The sequence below is a fragment of the Methylobacterium komagatae genome (assembly GCF_042661665.1).
In the GTDB taxonomy this organism is placed as follows: Bacteria; Pseudomonadota; Alphaproteobacteria; order Rhizobiales; family Beijerinckiaceae; genus Methylobacterium; species Methylobacterium komagatae.
In genome coordinates, this window is the sequence record NZ_JBHSWN010000001.1 from 4400001 (window position 1) to 4420921 (window position 20921).

Annotated in this window: 15 protein-coding genes, 1 other RNA gene and 3 pseudogenes; 15 read left to right on the forward strand and 4 right to left on the reverse strand. The window is 68.7% G+C overall.

Annotated elements, in window-relative coordinates; genetic code table 11:
* Window positions 1-749: 749 nt before the first annotated feature.
* Window positions 750-1568, reverse strand: a complete 819-nt coding sequence (locus ACFQE0_RS21860; RefSeq protein ID WP_378973388.1) for a hypothetical protein — start codon at window positions 1566-1568, stop codon at window positions 750-752.
* A 289-nt stretch (window positions 1569-1857) separates the two neighbouring features.
* On the opposite strand from ACFQE0_RS21860, the gene ACFQE0_RS21865 reads away from it, so the two are divergent.
* From ACFQE0_RS21865 to murD, 9 genes and pseudogenes are all read left to right on the forward strand, one after another.
* Window positions 1858-2298, forward strand: a complete 441-nt coding sequence (locus ACFQE0_RS21865; protein WP_378973390.1) for a VOC family protein — start codon at window positions 1858-1860, stop codon at window positions 2296-2298.
* Window positions 2299-2350: 52 nt separating this feature from the next.
* Window positions 2351-2744: RNase P RNA component class A (rnpB, locus tag ACFQE0_RS21870), an RNA gene on the forward strand.
* A gap of 403 nt (window positions 2745-3147) precedes the next feature.
* On the forward strand, window positions 3148-4194 hold the full coding sequence (gene rsmH, locus ACFQE0_RS21875) for a 16S rRNA (cytosine(1402)-N(4))-methyltransferase RsmH (protein ID WP_378973393.1): 1047 nt from the start codon (window positions 3148-3150) through the stop codon (window positions 4192-4194).
* Window positions 4191-4601 (forward strand): cell division protein FtsL, encoded by a 411-nt coding sequence (gene ftsL, locus ACFQE0_RS21880; RefSeq protein ID WP_378973395.1) that lies wholly within the window; start codon window positions 4191-4193, stop codon window positions 4599-4601. The genes rsmH and ftsL overlap by 4 nt, the downstream gene beginning before the upstream one ends.
* Window positions 4602-4728: 127 nt before the next feature.
* Window positions 4729-6489: pseudogene (locus tag ACFQE0_RS21885) on the forward strand (peptidoglycan D,D-transpeptidase FtsI family protein); the annotation flags it as partial.
* The gene (locus tag ACFQE0_RS21890; RefSeq protein ID WP_378975622.1) at window positions 6466-7971 is read left to right on the forward strand and encodes a UDP-N-acetylmuramoyl-L-alanyl-D-glutamate--2,6-diaminopimelate ligase; all 1506 of its coding nucleotides are present in this window, start codon (window positions 6466-6468) and stop codon (window positions 7969-7971) included. The pseudogene ACFQE0_RS21885 and the gene ACFQE0_RS21890, both read left to right, overlap by 24 nt.
* Window positions 7968-9428: a UDP-N-acetylmuramoylalanyl-D-glutamyl-2,6-diaminopimelate--D-alanyl-D-alanine ligase gene (locus ACFQE0_RS21895; RefSeq protein WP_378975624.1), complete on the forward strand. Its 1461-nt coding sequence runs from the start codon at window positions 7968-7970 to the stop codon at window positions 9426-9428. Before ACFQE0_RS21890 ends, ACFQE0_RS21895 begins: the two co-directional genes overlap by 4 nt.
* 46 nt (window positions 9429-9474) lie before the next feature.
* Window positions 9475-10560 carry a phospho-N-acetylmuramoyl-pentapeptide-transferase gene (gene mraY / locus ACFQE0_RS21900; protein WP_378973398.1) on the forward strand — a complete coding sequence of 362 codons (1086 nt, stop codon included), beginning with the start codon at window positions 9475-9477 and terminating at the stop codon, window positions 10558-10560.
* A gap of 78 nt (window positions 10561-10638) precedes the next feature.
* Window positions 10639-12060, forward strand: coding sequence for a UDP-N-acetylmuramoyl-L-alanine--D-glutamate ligase (gene murD, locus ACFQE0_RS21905; protein ID WP_378973400.1), 1422 nt, complete (start codon window positions 10639-10641; stop codon window positions 12058-12060).
* Here murD and ACFQE0_RS21910 read toward each other — a convergent pair.
* Complete coding sequence (locus ACFQE0_RS21910; RefSeq protein ID WP_378973403.1) at window positions 12008-13480, reverse strand: methyl-accepting chemotaxis protein; 1473 nt, start codon at window positions 13478-13480, stop codon at window positions 12008-12010. The genes murD and ACFQE0_RS21910 overlap by 53 nt on opposite strands.
* A gap of 171 nt (window positions 13481-13651) precedes the next feature.
* Here ACFQE0_RS21910 and ACFQE0_RS21915 point away from each other — a divergent pair.
* The 3 genes and pseudogenes from ACFQE0_RS21915 (at window position 13652) to murC (ending at window position 17378) form a co-directional block, all read left to right on the forward strand.
* A pseudogene (locus ACFQE0_RS21915) lies at window positions 13652-14826 on the forward strand (FtsW/RodA/SpoVE family cell cycle protein).
* Window positions 14823-15932, forward strand: coding sequence for an undecaprenyldiphospho-muramoylpentapeptide beta-N-acetylglucosaminyltransferase (gene murG / locus ACFQE0_RS21920; RefSeq protein WP_378973405.1), 1110 nt, complete (start codon window positions 14823-14825; stop codon window positions 15930-15932). Before ACFQE0_RS21915 ends, murG begins: the two are co-directional and overlap by 4 nt.
* Before the next feature lie 42 nt (window positions 15933-15974).
* A complete protein-coding gene (gene murC, locus ACFQE0_RS21925) occupies window positions 15975-17378 on the forward strand; it encodes a UDP-N-acetylmuramate--L-alanine ligase (protein WP_378973408.1) in 1404 nt (467 codons plus the stop codon).
* A gap of 14 nt (window positions 17379-17392) precedes the next feature.
* Here murC and ACFQE0_RS21930 read toward each other — a convergent pair whose 3' ends face one another.
* Entirely contained in the window at window positions 17393-17776 is a 384-nt protein-coding gene (locus ACFQE0_RS21930; RefSeq protein ID WP_378973410.1) for a helix-turn-helix domain-containing protein, read from the reverse strand.
* 10 nt (window positions 17777-17786) lie between these two features.
* Window positions 17787-18044, reverse strand: coding sequence for a type II toxin-antitoxin system RelE family toxin (locus tag ACFQE0_RS21935; protein WP_378973412.1), 258 nt, complete (start codon window positions 18042-18044; stop codon window positions 17787-17789).
* Window positions 18045-18094: 50 nt separating this feature from the next.
* On the opposite strand from ACFQE0_RS21935, the gene murB reads away from it, so the two are divergent.
* The 3 genes and pseudogenes from murB (at window position 18095) to ACFQE0_RS21950 (ending at window position 20911) form a co-directional block, all read left to right on the forward strand.
* Complete coding sequence (murB, locus tag ACFQE0_RS21940; protein ID WP_378973415.1) at window positions 18095-19027, forward strand: UDP-N-acetylmuramate dehydrogenase; 933 nt, start codon at window positions 18095-18097, stop codon at window positions 19025-19027.
* Between the two features lie 35 nt (window positions 19028-19062).
* Window positions 19063-19982: pseudogene (locus ACFQE0_RS21945) on the forward strand (D-alanine--D-alanine ligase).
* Window positions 19949-20911, forward strand: a complete 963-nt coding sequence (locus tag ACFQE0_RS21950) for a cell division protein FtsQ/DivIB (protein WP_378973417.1) — start codon at window positions 19949-19951, stop codon at window positions 20909-20911. The pseudogene ACFQE0_RS21945 and the gene ACFQE0_RS21950 overlap by 34 nt, the downstream one beginning before the upstream one ends.
* Window positions 20912-20921: the final 10 nt, after the last annotated feature.

The following is a 20921-nucleotide window of genomic DNA, read 5'->3' on the forward strand; positions in this document are numbered from 1 at the left end:
TGACGGAATGGCGTGCGTACTTCGGCGCAGTTTCAACACTTAAGCATTGGCACCATGGAACCTGGCGCGAGTTCACAGATGCCGATTCGCTAAGCGCATTTAAACTTGGATCAATTTCCAGGCTTGGACCGAGAGACGGTAAAGAAGTCAGCTTAGTCGCCCGGTATGATGGCTCCGAATTCATCCGGGTGGCGGATCGAGTCTCGCTGTGGGCGGTGCAGCGTGCACGATTCCGTTGGTTCCACTTCCCCAGTACGAACTCGGCCGGCCCGTGAGAGATCGCGCTGGCCATTCCAGCTCGAGACGAGGATCGCTCCTCGTGAAATATCGGCCTTCGACAAGATGATACAGGACTTTGACGCTCATGGAGGGCAACTCGCACCCTAGAGGCGGGTGCGGAAAGCAGCGAAATCGGCGGCTCCGCGGAGGCAGGCTCGACAACCCATCTGCGCGGCAGCAGCATGTCCCTCGGCAAGCTGAGATGAGGGCCGCGCTTGGCCTGGGGTTGCTTCAAGCCTCACCGACGGAAGCGAGGTCCATGCTGTCGCCGCCTGCACGGCGTCAGCCAACGTGGCGACAGCGGCGCGATCAGCTGCCTTGGCGGGCGTGACGTGCAGCGCCAGCATCTGACCGGGTGTATTCGGGATGGACGCATCCAATGGCACTCCTGCGAGGTAGTACCCGAATCGCTCCCGGTGGCGTCCTGAATGGCGGAAGGTGGGGGGGCCGTCCGCTTCCGGCACGGTTGTTCACCGAGTGACGACGCTCGTCTCCTTCGCATTGGGTCGAGGCTGCAGGGCGAGAAACCCGGCCGAGTAGATCAACGAGACAAGCAGGGCTGTGCTCAGGGCATACGCGGCACCTAAGGACCGGACAGTGAGGTGAAGCGTGAGCAATGTCAGGCCAAAGCCGAACACGCCGCGGATCGCAATGCTGGCCAATCGCGCCATCGCCGCTCCGCCGAGGCGACGATGCAGAATCACGAAGGTGCTCGTGAGGGTCACCGGAAAGGCGGCGATGATTCCGGTCCGCGCGGGACCCAGAGCCGAACTGACAGCCAGCAAGAGAGTGACGAAAAGCGCCACGGCCGCTGCCCGGACAAGAAGGTCGAGCGGTCTTGGTCTGGCGACGAGGGGGCTTCTTACCAGAGTGGTTCGCACCGCTATCCGGGTCGAGATGATACCCGCCCCATAGACGAGCACGTTGAGAAGAAGCGCCGTCAGAGGCGTCCACGACAGGGTGGATATGGCCAAAGCCGCGACCAGCCATGCCAGTGTCGCTGGACCGAGGACCGCGACGAGACCACGGCCCGCCGCCCGCAGAGTGTAGACGGTGAGGAACAGGCCCGTCGCCGCGTTCGCTGCGAATCCGTTGAGGGCTGCCCCGGCGACGAAGTCAGTCTCGTGCTCCAGCGCCATGAACACGTAAGCCGGTCCCGCCGAGACCGGCAGGCTGACGATGAGAGCCCCCCAGACCGGTCCGAGGATCTCTGCCAGCACCGAGGCGAGCACGACCACGGTCCCAGAAATCAACGCCCGGACGAGGGCGGCTACCCAGATGACGGTCAAGGCTGTTCCCAAGCTGTGTGGCCAACGGTGACCGGCTTCGGATCCGAGGCTTCGCTATAACGGGCGGTGAGCATGAGCCAAGCGCCGGATCGGGCGACGGCCATAGCTGTCGGCGCATGGTTCGCTTGCACCGGTGCAGGGGGAATGAGTCTACCTTCCCTCGGGACGGGCGCTAGCTAACGTGAGGGTCGCCGTCTTATCCGAAGCGATGGCCCCCGCCGAGGCGGGCGGGTCAGCATCGTGCCGGGAAGCACAAATCCTCTCAAGCTAGCAATAGGATAGCCTCGCGATGGAATATCTGCACACGATGGTGCGCGTCGCCGACCTCGACCGCGCGCTGGCCTTCTACGTCGATGCGTTCGGATTGCAGGAGGTCCGCCGCGTCGAGAACGAGAAGGGCCGCTTCACGCTGGTCTTCCTGGCGGCGCCGGGGGATGTCGCCCGTGCTCAGGAGAGCAAGTCTCCCCTTGTGGAGCTGACCTACAACTGGGACCCCGAGACCTATATGGGCGGCCGGAACTTCGGGCATCTCGCCTACCGGGTCGATGACATTTACGCCCTCTGCGAAAAGCTCCAGAAGGCGGGGATCACGATCAACCGCCCACCGCGAGACGGTTACATGGCCTTCGTGAAGTCCCCCGACGGCATCTCCATCGAGATCCTGCAGAAGGGCGAGGCCAAGCCGCCGCAGGAGCCGTGGGCGTCCATGGAGAATACCGGCACGTGGTGAGGCGGCCTGGCTCTTGACCGCCGGGGCGGCAAGGGCCCATGTCGCCCGCGGATCAGTCGGCCGGGCGGCCGCTCCGGGTTCGCCCGGGGAGGAAAGTCCGGGCTCCATGGAGAGACGGTGCCGGATAACGTCCGGCGGGGGCGACCCCAGGGACAGTGCCACAGAGAGCAGACCGCCCCGGATCCGTCCGGGGTCAGGGTGAAAGGGTGCGGTAAGAGCGCACCGCGGACGCGGCAACGCGGACGGCACGGCAAACCCCACCGGGAGCAAAACCGAATAGGGGCGGCGCGTCCCCCGCGAGGGGGGCAGGCCCGCTCTCCAGGCCAGTCGCCCGGGTTGGTTGCTCGAGGCGGTCGGCAACGACCGTCCCAGAGGAATGGCTGCCACGTCGGAAGGCCCTCGGCCTTCCGGCCCTACAGAACCCGGCTTACAGGCCGGCTGATCCGCATATTTCCCGAAACCCCCGCATCCTCAGCAGGTTGGGCCGAGAAGGCACTTCGGGGCCCTGGGTGGATTCTCGGGAAAAACACACCATCGGTTAACCTTGCCGGGTTCTAGATCGACGGACGGCGGGCGCGTCCGGCGCGCGTTGACGACCTTCCGAGGCCCATGATACCCGGCTCCCTCCCGTCAGCGGCGACTATCGGATCGCCGGGCGTCACCTGCGGACCCGCAGGGGTCGTCCGTTCGCGGGTGACTGCGCCCAGCGCCTCCGTCGCCGCTCCCGTCACGCGAGCCGCCCCTGCGCGGTCCGGACCAGGGCGACATGAGAGTGACCGCACTTCCCCCCGCTTTCACGACCGTCGTCGGGTGGCCCAGGCCGTCCGTTCGCCAGCCCGGTTCACGGGCATGAAGGCCCGGCCCGGCCGCGCGCCCGTTCCGGCGTCCGACGCGCCGCACATTCCCGTTCTGCTCGGCGAGGTGATCGACGCCTTGAGCCCGGCCGGCGAGGGCGTGATCATCGACGGCACCTTCGGCGCGGGCGGCTACACCCGCGCCCTGCTCGCCGCCGATCCGGCCCTGCAGATCCTCGCCATCGACCGCGATCCCAACGCGATTGCCGGGGGGCAGCCCCTCGTCGCGGAAGCGGAAGGCCGTCTGACCCTGGTGCCGGGCCGGTTCGGCGACCTCGACGCCCTCGCCGAACAGGCGGGGAAAGGACCGGTCTCCGGCGTGGTCCTCGATATCGGCGTGTCCTCGATGCAGCTCGACACGCCCGAACGCGGCTTCTCCTTCCGCCACGACGGTCCCCTCGACATGCGCATGGGCGCTGAGGGCCCCAGCGCAGCCGACATCGTCAACGAGACGGACGAGACCGAACTCGCCGACATCATCTACCATTACGGCGAGGAGCGCCGGTCGCGGGCCGTCGCGCGTGCGATCCACGAGGCGCGCCGCCGGGGCCGCATCGAGACCACGGCGCAGCTTGCCGAGATCGTGGCGGGCGTGGTCCGGGTCGAGCCCGGCAGCCACATCCACCCGGCCACGCGGACCTTCCAGGGCCTGCGCATCGCGGTGAACGACGAACTGGGCGAACTCGTCCGGGCGCTGCACGCCGCCGAGCGGGTGCTGGCGCCGGGCGGACGCCTCGCCGTCGTGACCTTCCACTCCCTCGAAGACCGCATCGTGAAGCAGTTCTTCGCGGCGCGGAGCGGGCGCTCGTCGCACGGCTCGCGGCATCTGCCGTCGCAAGGCGCCCCGGAGCCGCGCAGCCTGCAGCCGGTGACCAAGGGGCCCGTCCTGCCGGGCGAAGCGGAACTGGCGCGCAACCCGCGCGCGCGCTCCGCGAAGCTGCGCGCCGTGGCGCGCACCGACGCACCCGTCCCGCCGCCGCTCAGCGCCATCGAAACCCTGGCGAGCCTGCCCGACCAACGCCGCGGAGGCGCGCGCCGATGATCCGCCTGCTCAACCTGCTGGCGATTGCCGGGCTCGTCGCCTCGGCGATCTACGCCTACTCGATCAAGTACGACACGCTGTACCAGATGGGTCAGGTGTCCAAGGTCCAGACCGCCCTGCACAAGGAGCGGCAGGCCATCGCGGTGCTGCGCGCGGAGTGGCAGCTGCTCACCCGGCCGGACCGCCTCCAGGCGGCGGTGGAGAAGCACCTCGCGCTGGAGCCCATCGGCATCAGCCATCTCGGCCGGATCGCGGACCTTCCCGCCCGGCAGGAGCGCGGCGATGAGATCGGCCGCCTCCTCGCGGCGACGGCCACGCCCAAGGAAAAGGGCACGCCCGAGCCGCGCACCACGGGCGCGATCAGCCGCACCGTGACGACGACCCGTACCCCGACCGCCACGAGGTAATTCCTTGTCCGACGCGCAGGATCATTCGGAGCGCCGGGAGCCGGTTTTCGGCACTGAGGGCGAACAGGTTTCGGCAGCCGCGCCGGAGGCGTCCCCGCCCGTGCCGGAGCAGGACGCCGCGCGGCTGATGCAGGCCGTCGAGGAGGTCATGGCCCCGCGCGATCCGCGCCGGATCCGCATGCGCCGCCTCCTGGCCGACATGTTCCGCCTCGCCATCGAGCGCTCGCATGTGCGCGTCGCGCTGGTCGGGCTGGTCTTCCTCGGCGTGTTCGGGGCGATCTCCGTGCGCCTGCTCACCATGGCGATCTTCGGCGAGCCGCCGAGCCAGGAGCACCGGGCCGCGGCCTCGTCCTCGACCGCCTTCCGCCCCGATATCGTGGACCGCAACGGCGAGATCCTGGCCACTGACATCCGCACGGTCTCGGTCTTCGCCGAGCCCGGCAACATCTACGACAAGGACGAGGCGGTCGAACTCCTCACCGCCGTCCTGCCCTCGCTCAACGCCTCGGAACTGCGCGCCAAGCTCGCCTCCCGCAAGGACCGCAAGGGCGCGGGCTTCGTGTGGGTGAAGCGCGAACTGACCCCGAAGCAGCAGGCCGAGGTGCACCGCCTCGGCATTCCCGGCATCGGCTTCCTGCCCGACCACAAGCGCGTCTACCCGAACGGCACGGCCGCCGCCCACATCCTGGGCGCGACGAACCTCGACGGCGTCGGCATCGCGGGCATGGAGAAGTACATCGACTCCACCGGCCTTCAGGCGCTCAACAGCTTCGGCCTCGTCAACAAGCAGGCGGATCTCAAGCCGATCCAGCTCTCCCTCGACCTGCGCGCGCAATTCGCCGTGCGCGACGAGCTTGCCAAGGGCATCGAGCACTTCAAGGCGAAGGCGGGCGCCTCGATGATCCTCGACGTGAAGACCGGCGAGGTCATCGCCCTGGTCTCCATGCCCGACTTCGACCCTAACGACCCGAAGGATGCCCTGGCGCCGGATCGGATCAACCGGATGAATGTCGGCGTCTACGAGATGGGCTCGACCTTCAAGGCGATGACGCTGGCCATGGCTCTCGACTCGGGCAAGTACAACGTCAACTCGACGTTCGATACCCGGGGCGGCGTGCTCAACTGGGGCCGCCAGAAGATCCACGAGTATCACGGCACCAACCGCGTCATCACCATGCCGGAGGTGTTCACGCACTCGTCCAACATCGGCTCGGCCAAGATGGCGCTCGGCGTCGGCGTGCCCGGCCACAAGGCCTTCCTGAAGAAGATGGGCCTGACCGACCGCCTGCGGACGGAACTGCCCGAGAGCGCGGCGCCGATCGTCCCGTCTCGCTGGAGCGAGATCAACACCATCACCATCGCCTTCGGCCACGGCATCGCGGTGGCGCCGCTTCAAGCGGCCATGGCGGTGGCCGCCATCGTCAACGGCGGCGACCTCATCACGCCGACCTTCCTGAAGACCGACGCCGCCTCGATCAAGGATCGCTCGACCCACGTGCTCTCGGCCCAGACCTCCGAGGCGATGCGCTACATCATGCGGCTGAACGCCTTCGAGGGTTCGGCCAAGAAGGCCTCGGTCCCGCTCTACTACGTGGGCGGTAAGACCGGCACGGCCGAGAAGGTGATCGGCGGGCGCTACAACAAGAACCGGCTGTTCACGACCTTCATGGCGGCGGCGCCGATGAACGACCCGAAATACCTGTTCGTCACCATCATGGACGAGCCGCAGGGCCTGCCGGAATCCGGCGGCTACGCCACCGCCGCGTGGAACTCCGGCGTCGTCACCGGCAAGGTGATCGAGCGCGTCGCCCCGATCCTCGGCCTGCCGCCGCAATTCGAGGCGCCGGTCAAGCCCTTCCCGCAGATGGTGCGGCTCAACGCCTACCACGTGAACCAGCCTGGGCGGCCCGTGACCCGGCTCGGCGACCTCTTCCCGGAGGCCACCGGCCTGGCTGCCGATGCGCCCGTTTCCGGCCTCACCGCCGACAGCCGCCGCGTAAGCGCAGGCGGCGTCTTCGTCGCCGTGCCCGGCACGAAGGCGGATGGGCGTCTCTTCGCGGCGAAGGCGGCGCAGGCCGGTGCCGTCGCCGTGGCGGGCGAGGGTGAGCGGCCCGCCGACCTTCCCGGAACGACGGCCTGGATCGCCGTTCCCGATGCCCGGCGCGCCCTGGCGCTCGCCGCCGCGCGCCTTTCAGGCCGCCAGCCGGAGACGGTGCTCGCCGTCACCGGCACCGCGGGCAAAAGCTCGGTGGCCGATTTCGTCCGCCAGATCTTCTCGGCGATGGGCCGTGACTCCGCGAGCCTCGGAACGGTCGGCATCGTCACCAACCGGGGCGCCCATTACGGCTCGCTCACGACGCCGGATCCCGTCACTCTGCACGAGACCCTGGCCCGCCTCGCCGATGAGGGCATCACCGAACTCGCCATGGAAGCTTCGTCCCACGGGATCGAGCAGCGGCGCCTCGACGGCGTGCGCCTGAGCGCGGCGGGCTTCACCAATCTCGGCCGCGATCACCTCGATTATCACGCGAGCATCGAGGAATACCTCGCGGCCAAGCTCCGGCTGTTCACGGATCTGCTGCCCGAGGGCTGCCCGGCCGTCGTCAACGCGGACGGCGCCTTCTCCGACCGGGTGATCGCCGCCGCCACGGGTGCGGGGCGGACGATTATCACGACGGGCCGGGCCGGGCGCGACCTCCGCCTCGTCTCCGCCCGCACGGAGGGCTTCGCGCAGGCGCTGACCGTCGAAGCCGGGGGCTCTACCCACGAGCTGCGCCTGCCCCTCGTCGGCGGGTTCCAGGTGGAGAACGCCCTGGTCGCGGCGGGCCTCGCCCTGGCGGCGCCAGCCGGTGCCGCCGACCCGGACGGCGTGTTCGCCGCCCTCGACCATCTCACCGGCGTCCCCGGCCGCATGGAGCGGATCGGCCTCGCGCGCGGCGGCCTCTGTCTCGTCGATTACGCCCACAAGCCCGAGGCGTTGGAGCAGGTGCTGACCGCCCTTCGCCCCTTCGCGACGGGCCGTCTCATCGTCGTCTTCGGCTGCGGCGGCGACCGCGACCGGGGCAAGCGCCCGCTGATGGGTGCCATCGCGGCCCGTTTGGCGGACCACGTGATCGTCACCGACGACAATCCGCGCACGGAGGAGCCCGCCTCCATCCGCCAGGCGATCCTCGATGCGGTACCGGGCGCCGTGGAGATCGGCGACCGCGAGGAGGCGATCCGCCGGGCCGTCGGCGGCCTGGGCGAGGGCGACGTTCTGGTCGTGGCCGGCAAGGGTCACGAAACCGGCCAGATCGTGGGAGATCGGGTGCTCCCGTTCTCGGACCATGAGGTCCTTCGCACGGCGATCGCCGAGCTTGCTGGGGGCTGACCTTGACCGCACTCTGGACCCCGGACGCCCTCGAAGCGGCCACGGGCGGACGCTGGACCGGCGCGCGCCGTCCAGTCTCGGGCGCCTCCATCGACACCCGCACCTTAGGTGACGGCGACCTGTTCTTCGCGATCCGCGGCGAGGCCCGCGATGGGCACGATTTCGTCGCGCAGGCGCTACACAAGGGCGCCGCTGCGGCCGTGGTGAACGAGGAGAAGGCGGACGCCCTCTCGGCGGCGGGCCCCGTCCTGGCCGTGCCGGGGGAGGGGGCCGACCCGGTTCTCACCGCGATGGAGCGGATCGGCCGCGCGGCCCGCGCCCGGAGCGACGCGCAGATCGTCGCCGTCACCGGTTCGGTCGGCAAAACCGGCACCAAAGAGGCCCTTCGCCACGTCCTGTCGGGACAGGGCGCGACGCACGCCTCGGCGGCCAGCTACAACAACCACTGGGGCGTGCCGCTGACGCTGTCCCGGATGCCGCAGGACACGCGCTACGGCGTGTTCGAGATCGGCATGAACCACCCCTACGAGATCCTGCCGCTGACGCGCATGGTCCGGCCGCAGGTGGCCCTCGTCGTCACGGTCGAGCCGGTCCACATCGAGCATTTCGCGTCGGTCTCGGCCATCGCCGACGCCAAGGGCGAGATCTTTGCCGGGCTCGAAGCCGGCGGGGTAGCGGTGATCAATCGCGACAACCCGCATTACGCCCGCCTCGCCGCCCATGCCATGGCCTCCGGCGCCGGGCGGATCGTGAGCTTCGGCGAGCATCCCGAGGCCGATGTCCGCGCCAAGAGAATCGTGCTCCGCCCAGACCTCTCCGTGGTCGATGCGGTCGTGATGGGCGAGCCCGTCACCTACAAGCTCGGCACGGCCGGGCGGCACAGCGCCCTCAATTCGCTGGGGGTGATGGCGGTGATCCATTCACTGGGCGCGGACCTCGCCGCCGCCGCCCTCTCGCTCGCCGCCCTCTCGCCCCCCGTGGGCCGGGGCGAGCGCACTGCCCTGGACTTGCCCGGCGGCACCGCGTGGCTGGTCGATGAGAGCTACAACGCCAACCCGGCCTCGGTCCGCGCCGCCCTGGCGACGCTCGCCGGCATCGAGACCGGACCGCGTGGGCGCCGCATCGCCGTGCTCGGTGACATGTTGGAACTTGGACCGACCAGCCCCGACCTGCATCGCGGTCTCGCCGAGGCGGTCGAGGCGGCACGGATCGACCTCGTCTTCGCGGCTGGGCCGCTCACCCGCAACCTCTACGAGGCCCTGCCCGTCAGTCGCCGCGGGGCGGTGGCCGAGACGTCGGCGGACCTCGTCGAGCCCCTGACGCGGATCCTCCGGCCCGGCGACGCCGTGATGGTGAAGGGCTCCAACGGCAGCCGCATGGGCCGGATTGTCGAGGCGCTCAAAGGCCGTTACGCCGCAGCGCACACGCGCCGCGAGTCCATCGTCGCCATTCCCTGAGCGGTTCCGCCGCCACCCTGCCTGAACAGAGGGGCCGAGCGCCCGGATGCTTTACCTTCTCTCGGAACTGAGCAGCACATTCACGCCGCTCAACGTCTTCCGCTACATCACCTTCCGCACCGGCGGCGCGATGTTCACGGCGGGCCTGTTCGTATTCTGGTTCGGGCCGTGGATCATCTCCCTGCTGCGCCTGCGCCAGGGCAAGGGCCAGCCGATCCGCGAGGACGGCCCGCAGACCCATCTGCTGACCAAGCGCGGCACGCCGACCATGGGCGGGCTGATGATCCTGGCGGGCTTCGTGGTGGCGGTGCTGCTCTGGGCGAACCCGCGCAACCACTATGTCTGGATCACCCTCGCGGTGACCCTCGGCTTCGGGGCGATCGGCTTCTACGACGACTACCTCAAGGTGACGAAGCAGTCGCACAAGGGCTTCTCGGGCAAGTTCCGCCTCGGCCTCGAAGGGCTGATCGCGCTCGCCGCCTGCGTGACGATCTCGGCCTATTCGCCGCTCTCGCTGCAGAACCAGCTCGCCTTCCCTGTCCTGAAGGACGTGCTCCTCAATCTCGGCCTGCTCTATCCGCTATTCGGCGCCTTCGTGATCGTCGGCTCGGGTAACGCCGTGAACATGACGGACGGGCTCGACGGCCTCGCCATCGTGCCGGTGATGATCGCCTGCGCCACTTTCGGCGTCATCGCCTATCTCGTCGGCAACTCCTTCACCGCGAGCTACCTGCAGGTGAACTACGTCCGCGACACCGGCGAACTCGCCGTGGTCTGCGGCGCGGTGGTCGGGGCGGGCCTCGGCTTCCTATGGTTCAACGCGCCCCCCGCCCAGATCTTCATGGGCGATACCGGCTCGCTGGCGCTCGGTGGCCTGCTCGGCACCATCGCCGTCGCGGCCAAGCACGAGATCGTGCTGGCGATCGTCGGCGGCCTGTTCGTGCTGGAGATGATGTCGGTCATCATCCAGGTCGCCTCGTTCAAGCTCACGGGCAAGCGCGTCTTCCGCATGGCGCCGATCCACCACCATTTCGAGCAGAAGGGCTGGAAGGAACCGCAGGTCGTGATCCGCTTCTGGATCATCGCCGTGATCCTGGCGATGGCGGGTCTCGCCACCCTCAAGCTTCGCTGAGGGCATTTCCGCCCAGGCGTGGTATAAGTCGTTCGAAAAGCGGCGTAATCAGGCTGCCGTCTCTAGTTTGAGTTTCGCATGACCCCCGTCACCACTTTCGCGGGCCAAAGAGTGGCCCTGTTCGGCCTCGGCGGATCGGGGCTAGCCACGGCCAGGGCGCTGATCGCCGGCGGGGCCGAGGTGGTCGCCTGGGACGACGGCGCAGAGGGGGTGGCCAAGGCGCAGGGGGAGGGGATCCCCACCGCAGACCTGCGCGAGCAGGATTGGTCCGGCTTCGCGGCCCTCGTGCTCGCGCCGGGCGTGCCGCTGACCCATCCCGAGCCCCATTGGAGCGTGCGGCAGGCGCAAGGGGCGGGCGTCGAGATCGTCGGCGACATCGAATTGTTCTGCCGCGAACGCCGGGCCGTCGCGCCAGGCGCGCCCTTCGTCGCCATCACCGGCACCAACGGCAAGTCGACCACCACGGCGCTCATCGCCTATGTCCTGCGTCAGGCCGGGCGTGACGTTCAGATGGGCGGCAATATCGGCACCGCGATCCTGTCGCTGGAGCCGCCGGACGCCGCCCGCGTCCACGTGATCGAGATGTCCTCGTTCCAGATCGACCTGACGCCCTCCCTCGACCCGAGCGTGGGCGTGCTGATGAACGTGACGCCCGACCATCTCGACCGCCACGGCACGATGGAGCAATATGCAGGCATCAAAGAGCGGCTGATCCGGGGTGCGGACCTCGCGGTGGTCGGCATCGACGATGCGCCAAGCCGCGCCATCGCCGACCGTCGCGCCGAGCGGCTGGTGCGGGTGCATGTCGGGGCCGGTCCCACGCAGGGCGAGGGTCTTCGCGCCGAGGCTGGAATCATTCGCGATGCCGCTGGGGCAGACCTCGCCGACGTGAACGGCATCGGCTCCCTTCGCGGCGCCCATAATTGGCAGAACGCCGCCGTCGCCGTGGCCGTCGCCCAGGCCCTGGGCTTGAGCGCGGACGAGATCCGCGCCGGTCTGGCCTCATTCCCCGGCCTGCCTCACCGGATGGAAGAGGTCGGCCGCCGGGACCGGGTCCTGTTCGTCAACGATTCCAAGGCGACCAACGCCGATTCCACCGAGAAGGCGCTCACCGCCTTCCGGGACATCCACTGGATCCTCGGCGGCAAGGCCAAGGATGGGGGCATCTTCCCCCTGGTCCCGTATTTCGAGCGGGTGGCGCATGCCTACTTGATCGGCGCCGCCTCGGATGCCTTCGCGGCGACGCTCGAAGGCGCCGTGCCCTATACCCGCTGCGGCACCCTCGACGTTGCCGTGGAGAAGGCCGCGCAGAACGCCGCCGCCTCCGGTGCCCCGGAGCCGGTGGTGCTGCTCTCCCCGGCCTGTGCGTCCTACGACCAGTTCCGCAACTTCGAAGTGCGCGGCGACCGGTTCCGGGGCTCGTGCAGGCGCTCCCGTAAGAACGGGTTCAGCGCGCCAGCACCTGCGCCGCCTGCCGCGTGGTGCCGACCGCCTGATTGACCTGCGAGACGGCGGCGCCGATCGCGCCGATATCGTCCGTGATGCCCGCGACCGATTGAGCGGCCTCATGCATGTTGCGGGACAGGTCGCGGGTCACCGCATCCTGCTCCTCCACCGCGCCCGCCGTGGTCATGACGTGCTCGCGCATGATTCCGACCGAGGAGCGGATCGAATCGAGGGCCGAGACGACCTCCTGCGACACGCCCTGGACGTTGGCGATCTCTGCGTTGATCTGGTCGGTCGCGCGGGCGGCTTGGCTCGCCAGCGCCTTGACCTCGCTCGCCACCACCGCGAAGCCGCGTCCCGCATCGCCCGCCCGGGCCGCCTCGATGGTCGCGTTGAGGGCGAGCAGATTGATCTGACCGGCGACGGTCTGGATCAGGGAAACGATGCCGCCCATCGCGTCGGTCGCGTCGGTGAGGCGGCGCGTATGCCCCTCGACCGCCTCGACCTGACCCACGGCCGCGTCGGTCGCCTCCCGCGAGCGGACCATGCTCTGCGAGATCTCGCCGACCGCCGCCGCCAGTTCCTCGGAGGCCGCCGCCATGGTCTGCACGCTCATCGACGCCATGCCCGCCGCCGCCCCGGCCGAATGCGAAGCGCTGCCCGCATGGGACACGGCCGCGTCGATCTCCGCGAAGTTCCGGTCGATCAGGCAGCGCAGATCCTCGAGGAGGCGCATCTGAGTCGTGATGTCGGTGGCGAACTTGACGACCCTCACCGGTCGCCCGCTCGGGTCGAAGATCGGGTTGTAGGAAGCCTGGATCCAGACCTCACGGCCACCCTTGGCGATCCGCCGATATTGGGCAGCCTGAAATTCACCGGAGCGCAGACGATCCCAGAAGGCTTGGTATTCCGGGGTCTCGGCATACCCGGCCGGGACGAACATCGCGTGATGCCGACCGACGATCTCTTCGCGCTCGTATCCGACCACGGCCAAAAAGTTGGCGTTCGCGGATAGGATGTGTCCGGTCAGATCGAACTCGATGATCGCCTGGACGCGGTCGAGGGCCGCGAGCTTGGCCGCGTCGTCGGTCTGACGGAGGATCTGGTCGGTGATATCGGTGGCGAACTTGATCACCTTCACCGGACGGCCCTGCCGGTCGAAAACCGGGTTGTAGGAGGCCTGGATCCACACCTCCCGTCCACCCTTGGCGATCCGGCGGTACTGTGCCGCCTGGAACTCCCCGGAGCGAAGCCGGTCCCAGAAGGCCCGGTATTCCGGCGAAGCGGCGTAGTCCGGTGGGACGAACATCGCGTGGTGCTGTCCGACAATCTCGTCCTGGTTGTAACCGACCACGGCGAGAAAATTGGCGTTCGCTGCTAGGATGCGCCCGGTGAGATCGAACTCGATGATCGCCTGAACGCGGTCGACAGCAGCGAGCTTGGCTGCGTCATGGGTCCGGTGAGCGAAAAGCATGGTCGGCCGGTCTCTTAGGTCTTACAACTACAAATTGAATGCCTTACGTTAAGACCGAGTTACGGTCATCGGATCGCCGGCTGAGGCCTCCGCCGTAGGGAAGCATTTACCATTCGGGGACACTCTCCCGGCTCGCGCCGCAGGACGGCGCCGGGAGGCACTCGCACGCCCATGATGTCTCGCGCCGAACGCACCCCGCTCACGGATTGGTGGTGGACGGTCGATCGCGGCCTCCTCGCGGCGCTCGTCGCGCTGATGGTGGCCGGGCTGGTCTTCCTGATGGGCGGCGGCCCGCCGGTGGCCGAGCGAATCGGCTTGCCGACCTTCCACTTCCTCAACCGGCAGGCGATGTATCTCGCGCCGACGGTGGTCATCATCTGCGCAGTCTCGTTCCTGAGCCTGCGCGGCATCCGTCGCCTCGCCCTGTTCACGTGGCTGACGGGCGTGGTCTTCTGCCTTCTCGCCGTGAAGATCGGGCCGGAGATCAAGGGCGCCCATCGCTGGATCCAGATCGGCTCCTTCGGCCTTCAACCCTCCGAGTTCGTGAAGCCGGCCTTCGTGGTGGTGGCCGCCTGGGCCTTCTCCGAGGGCGCCCAGCGCCGCGACATGCCGGGGGGCATCCTCGGGCTGTTGATCCTGCCGGTGACCATCGTTCCGCTGCTGCTTCAGCCGGATTTCGGCCAGACCATGCTCATCACCATGACCTGGTCGGCCCTGCTCTTCGTGGCAGGCCTGCACCTGATCTGGGTCGGCGCGCTCGGTGTCTTCGGTCTCGCGGGCGTCTTCGCCGCCTACACGTTCTTCCACCACGTGCGCGAGCGCTTCAACAAGTTCCTCGACCGGGGCGACGACGGTTCCGGCGGCGGCTTCCAGGAGTTCTGGTCACGCGAATCGTTCCGCTCCGGCAGCTGGTTCGGCACCGGCCCGGGGGAGGGCGTCGCCAAGCGCCACCTGCCGGACGCGCATACCGACTTCCTGTTCTCGGTGATCGGCGAGGAGTTCGGCGTCATCGTCTGCCTGTGCCTCGTGGCCCTGTTCGCCTACATCGTGCTGCGCGGCCTCAAGCTCGCCCGGCGCACCGACGACACGTTCTCGCGGCTGGCGATCACGGGGCTGACGACCCTGTTCGGCCTTCAGGCGTGCATCAACATGGCGGTGAACACCCGCTCATGCCGGCCAAGGGCATGACTCTCCCCTTCGTCTCCTTTGGCGGCTCGTCGATGTTCTCGCTGGCGCTCGGCACCGGCTTCCTCGTGGCCCTCACCCGTAAGCGGCCGCGTACGGTGCTGCTCAGCCAGAATTCCCCGGGGACCGCGCCGTCCAACGTCGCCGGGGTAATCCAGTGACCGTCCTGACGCCCACTATCCTGCTCTGCGCGGGCGGGACCGGCGGCCATCTCTTCCCGGCCGAGAGTCTCGCCCATGCCCTCCGGGCGAGGGGCGTGCGCGTCGCCCTCGCCACGGACGCGCGGGTCGATTCCATCGCTACGGGCTTCCCGGCCGCGGAAGTCGTCACCATCCGCTCCGCGACGCCGTCCGGCCGCAGTGTGATCAAGCGGGCCACGGCGGTGGTTACCCTCGGCCGTGGCTTCGGCGATGCGGCCAAGGCGATCCGGCGGATCAACCCGGCGGCTGTGGTCGGCTTCGGAGGCTATCCCACCGTGCCGCCGGTCCTAGCGGCGCAACTCCTGCGCGTGCCGACCCTGCTCCACGAGCAGAACGCCGTGATGGGCCGGGCCAATACCTTCCTGGCCCGGGGCGCGCGCACCATCGCCACCGGTTTCCGTGAGGTCCGGGGCATTCCCGACAAGGCGACCGCACGGCGCGTCCACACCGGCAACCCCCTGCGTCCGGCGGTGATCGAGGCGACGCGCGTCCCCTATCCCGCCTTCGCGGAAGGGGCCGTGCTCCGGATCCTCGTGTTCGGCGGCAGCCAGGGAGCGCGGGTCATGGGTGAGGTCGTCCCGCCGGCGCTGGAGCGCTTGCCCGCCGACCTGCGGGCGCGGATCCATGTGACGCAACAGGTGCGGGCCGAGGACCTGACGGCCGTGCAGAACCAGTACCTCGCCATGGGCCTCGCCGGGCTGGAGGCGGCGCCGTTCTTCAAGGACCTACCCGCGCGGATGGCGGCGAGCCACCTCGTCGTCTCGCGCTCCGGCGCCTCGACCGTTTCGGAACTCGCGGCGATCGGCCGCCCGTCTGTGCTGGTGCCCCTGCCGGGATCGCTCGATCAGGACCAAGCGGCCAACGCCGCCACCCTGGAGGCGATCGGCGCGGCTCTGGTCCTGAAACAGACCGCCTTCACCCCGGATCGCCTCGCTGCGGACCTCGTGGAGATGATCGAGAACCCGGCAAAATTGACCCGCGCCGCCGATGCGGCGAGAAGCGCAGGCATACACGACGCCGCCGAGCGGCTGGCCGAAGTCGTCATCGAGACGGCGGCCCATCCCTGATCGCCGCTTATCAGCGGCCGGTCCCGCACAGGTCTGAACCCCATGAAGCTGCCCGAACAACTCGGACCCATCCACTTCATCGGCATCGGCGGCATCGGCATGTCCGGCATCGCCGAGGTGATGCGCAACCTCGGCTATACGGTGCAGGGCTCCGATGCCTCGGACAACGCCAATGTCCGTCGTCTCGCCGACAAGGGCATCCGCACCTTCGTCGGCCATGAGGCCGCCAATGTCGAGGATGCCGCCCTGGTGGTGGTCTCGACGGCGATCCGCCGGGACAATCCCGAGCTTCAGGCCGCCCGCGAGCGCCGCCTGCCGGTGGTGCGCCGTGCGGAGATGCTGGCCGAGCTGATGCGGTTCAAGTCCTGCGTCGCGGTGGCGGGCACTCACGGCAAGACGACGACGACCTCGCTGGTCGCGACGCTCCTCGATGCGGGCAACATGGACCCGACCGTCATCAACGGCGGCATCATCAACGCCTACGGCACCAACGCCCGCATGGGCGAGGGCGAGTGGATGGTGGTGGAGGCCGACGAATCCGACGGCACCTTCCTGAAATTGCCGGCCGATGTCGCCATCGTCACGAACATCGACCCCGAGCATCTCGACCATTTCGGCTCGTTCGATGCGGTGAAGGACGCGTTCCGGCGCTTCATCGACAACATCCCGTTCTACGGCTTCGCGGTGATGTGCATCGACCATCCCGTGGTGCAGGATCTCGTCGGCCATATCGAGGACCGGCGGATCATCACCTACGGTGAGAACCCGCAGGCCGATGTGCGCCTGATCGACGTCGATCTCCGCGGCGGCCAGAGCAAGTTCCGGGTGATGATCCGCGACCGGCGCCCCGGCTACCGGATGGAGCTGGAGGATCTGGTGCTGCCCATGCCGGGCAAGCACAATGCCCTGAATGCCACCGCCGCGCTCGCCGTCGCCCACGAACTCGGCGTGCCGGCAGAGGCGCTCCGCAACGCGCTCGCCGGGTTCGGCGGCGTGAAGCGGCGCTTCACCCGCACGGGCGAGTGGAATGGCGCAACGATCTTCGACGATTACGGGCACCATCCGGTGGAGATCAAGGCGGTGCTCAAGGCCGCCCGCGCCTCGACGGAGCACGGGGTGATCGCGGTGGTGCAGCCCCACCGCTACAGCCGCCTGCATTCGCTGTTCGACGATTTCTGCACCTGCTTCAACGACGCGGACACGGTGATCGTGGCCCCGGTCTACGCGGCGGGCGAAACGCCGATCGAGGGCGCCGACCGGGATGGCCTCGTCGCCGGCCTGCGCTCGCGCGGCCACCGCGACGCTCGCGCCCTCGACAAGCCGGAGGATCTGGCTGGCATCGTCGCCGACCTCGCCAAGCCCGGCGACTACGTCGTGTGTCTCGGCGCGGGCACGATCACGCAATGGGCCTACGCGCTGCCGGGTGAACTGGCGGCGCGGGGGTGAGGGTGGATAGGCACCTAAGGGGCTATGTCCTCGGCTTCCACGCCGAGGATGCGCGCGAGTGCTTCGCAAAAGCGCGCCTCGGCAGGATGCACGCCGCTCTCCAGTGCCTGAAGGATATCGGTGGGTACGCCGCTTTCGCGCGAAAGGGCTTCGAGGGACAGCCCTCGCCGGGCTCGCCAGAAGGCGAGGGGAGTCGGGGCCCTGCGAAGGGCATCGAGGTCTGCCTCGGACAGAAGCTCCTCTTCGCCGACTCGGAGCCGTTCCTCGGACACCTCGGCGATCCGCGCGTCGGCAGCCTCCTCAGCGAGGTCTCGCAGCCGGTCGAATTCGGCTTCGGGCAGGATGACGATTGCTTCGCCAGCGGGCGTCACGGTTCGCACGATGGTCACGATGGTCACGATGGCGCTCCTAACCGTAGATCGACCCGCGGGGACCGACATCGTGGATGATGATCCGATCCGCCTCGATGGTGAAGACCGCACGCCAATCGCCCACACGCAGACGGTAGCGCTGCCCTTCTCCCCTCAACGCTTTGACGTTGTTGGAAAGCGCAGCGGGATCGGCCGCATAGAGGCGAAGCTTGTCCCGGATCAACCGTTCCGTTTCTTCGGGCATGCGTCGCAACGCCCTCGCGGCTGTACGGGTGTAGACGACCTCACGCGACATTCCCCTGACACGGCCCCGTTTCCGTCAGGCTACATGAACCGATTCCCATCATGAGATCAAACGACCTTCACGATACGATCCGCGCCGCTGCCCCCGGTCTTCGGGGGCGGCTGGTGGCGGGCGCGAGCTTGGCCGACCTGACATGGTTCCGCGTCGGCGGCCCGGCGGAGGTGTTGTTCACCCCCGCCGACGAGGACGATCTCGCCGCCCTGCTCGCGGTGCTCGATCCCTCCGTACCAGTGACGGTGATCGGACTCGGCTCGAACCTGATCGTGCGCGACGGCGGGATTCCCGGCGTGACCGTGCGGCTCGGCGGCAAGGCGTTCGGGGCCATCGTCGTGGATGGCGAGACGATCCGCGCGGGCACGGCGGTGCCGGACATGCGCCTCGCCAAGGCTGCTGCCGAAGAGTCCCTCGACGGGCTCGCCTTCTTCCGTGGCATTCCCGGCTCGGTCGGCGGGGCACTGCGCATGAATGCGGGCGCCCATGGCGGCGAAACCACGGACGTGTTCGTGGAGGCGAGGGGCATCGACCGGCGCGGCGCCTTGCGTGTGTTCGATCATGCAGAGATGGGCTTCGCGTACCGCCACTCCTCCGCGCCGGAGGACGTCATCTTCACGCAGGCCGTGTTCCGGGGCCGTCCGGGAGATCGCAAGGCGATCGAGGCGGAGATGGAGCGGGTCACCGCCGCGCGGGAGGCCGCCCAGCCGATCCGCGAGCGGACCGGCGGCTCGACCTTCGCCAACCCCGAAGGTGGCAAGGCGTGGCAACTCGTCGACGCCGCCGGATGCCGGGGCCTGACCCGCGGCGGCGCGCAGGTCAGCGAGATGCATTGCAACTTCCTCATCAACCGCGGCGGCGCCACGGCGGCCGATATCGAAGGGCTGGGCGAGGAGGTCCGTCGCCGGGTCCGCGAAACCAGCGGCGTGGAGTTGCGCTGGGAGATCAAGCGGATCGGCATCCCCCTGCCGTCCGCATCCTGAGACCGATTCGAACGAAGACGACCGGAGCCCGCCCCATGACCCGTCACGTCGCCGTCCTGATGGGCGGAACCTCCTCCGAGCGAGAGGTCTCGCTGAATTCCGGCAAGGCCTGCGCCGATGCCCTTGAGGGCGAGGGATTCAAGGTCACGCGCATCGATGTCGGGGCCGATGTCGCCTCCGTGCTCAGCGCGCTCCGGCCGGACGCGGCGTTCAACGCCCTGCACGGGCCGGACGGCGAGGATGGTACGATCCAGGGCCTGCTCGAAATCCTGAAGATTCCCTACACCCATTCCGGCGTGCTGGCCTCGGCGCTGGCCATGGATAAGGAGCGCGCCAAGATCGTGATGCGGGCGGCGGGCGTCGACGTGCCTGGCGGTCGTGTCGTTAACCGAATGGAGGCCGCCAGCCGCCACGTCCTGCCGCCGCCTTACGTGGTGAAGCCCATCGCGGAAGGTTCGTCGATGGGTGTGATCATCGTGCGCGACGGGCGCTCGCATCCGCCCCAGATCCTCGCCTCCGACGAATGGCGGTTCGGCGAGCAAGTCCTTGCAGAACCTTACATTGCGGGCCGCGAACTGACCTGCGGCGTGATGGGCGACAAGCCACTCGGCGTCATCGAGGTGAAGGCCGCCACCGAGTGGTACGATTACGACGCCAAGTACGCACCGGGGGGTCCATCCATGTCCTCCCGGCAGAACTTAAACCAAATGTTTACCACCGGGTCCAAGAGTTGGCGTTAACGGCGCATCGCGCGCTGGGCTGTCGGGGCGTCAGCCGTGCCGACCTTCGCTACGACGACACGCCGGGTGGAACCGGGGCGCTCGTCGTTCTCGAGGTCAACACGCAACCCGGCATGACCCAGACGAGCCTTGTGCCGGATATGGCGGCCCATGCGGGCCTGAGTTTCGGTGAGCTCGTCCGATGGATGGTGGAGGACGCTTCCCTGAATCGCTGAACCCGGGTCCCGCCCGGGCCGCGGGGGTATCCGCGCGGCTCGCTGGCAACCCGCTCCTGCGATTCGCCTCGCGTTTCCCCTCTCGCGCCCTCTCGGTGCGGCGGGTCCGCGGCGGCCAGTCGATGGCCGACCGCCTGCCGCGCGGGACGGGTCTCGTCATCGTCTCGGTCTCCTGCGCGGCCCTGTCGGTGGCGGGTTTCGTTGCCAGTGGGCGCTACGACGCCTTCGTCGCGGAGCAGGGGCGCCCCCTGGATGTCGCCGCGCGGATCGCCGGGTTCGGCGTGAAGCGGGTCACGATCACCGGCATTTCCCGGATGTACGAGCGCGAGGTTCTGGCCGCCGCCGGGATCGATTGGCGCTCCTCCGTGCCCTTCCTCGACGTGAACGAGGCGCGCGAACGGCTCATGCGGGTGCCGCTGATCGCCCAGGCCTCGGTACGCAAGATTTACCCCAACGACATTGCGATCACGCAGATCGAGCGCGAGCCCGCCGCCCTTTGGCAGAAGGACGGCGTGATCAACGTGATCGCCGCCGACGGCACGGTGATCGACGCCATGCGCGACGACCGCTACGCGACCCTGCCCCTGGTGGTCGGCGAGAACGCCAACGCCAAGCTGCCGGAATATCTGGCCCTGGTGGCTGCCGCCGGTCCCCTCGCGGAGCGGATCAAGGCGGGCACCTACGTGTCCGGCCGACGCTGGACCCTCAAGCTCGACGGCATCGACGTGCGCCTTCCGGAGGACGATCCGGCCGGGGCACTGGCCCGGCTGGTGAGACTGGAGCGCAACGAGCGCGTCCTGGAGAAGGACATCATCGCCGTCGACCTGCGCATGGCCGACCGGGTGGTGGTGCGCCTGACCGAGGAGGCCGCTGCCGCCCGCGCCGAGACACAGCAGCAGAACAAGAAGAAGCCGGGGGCGCCGACATGACGCCCCGTGA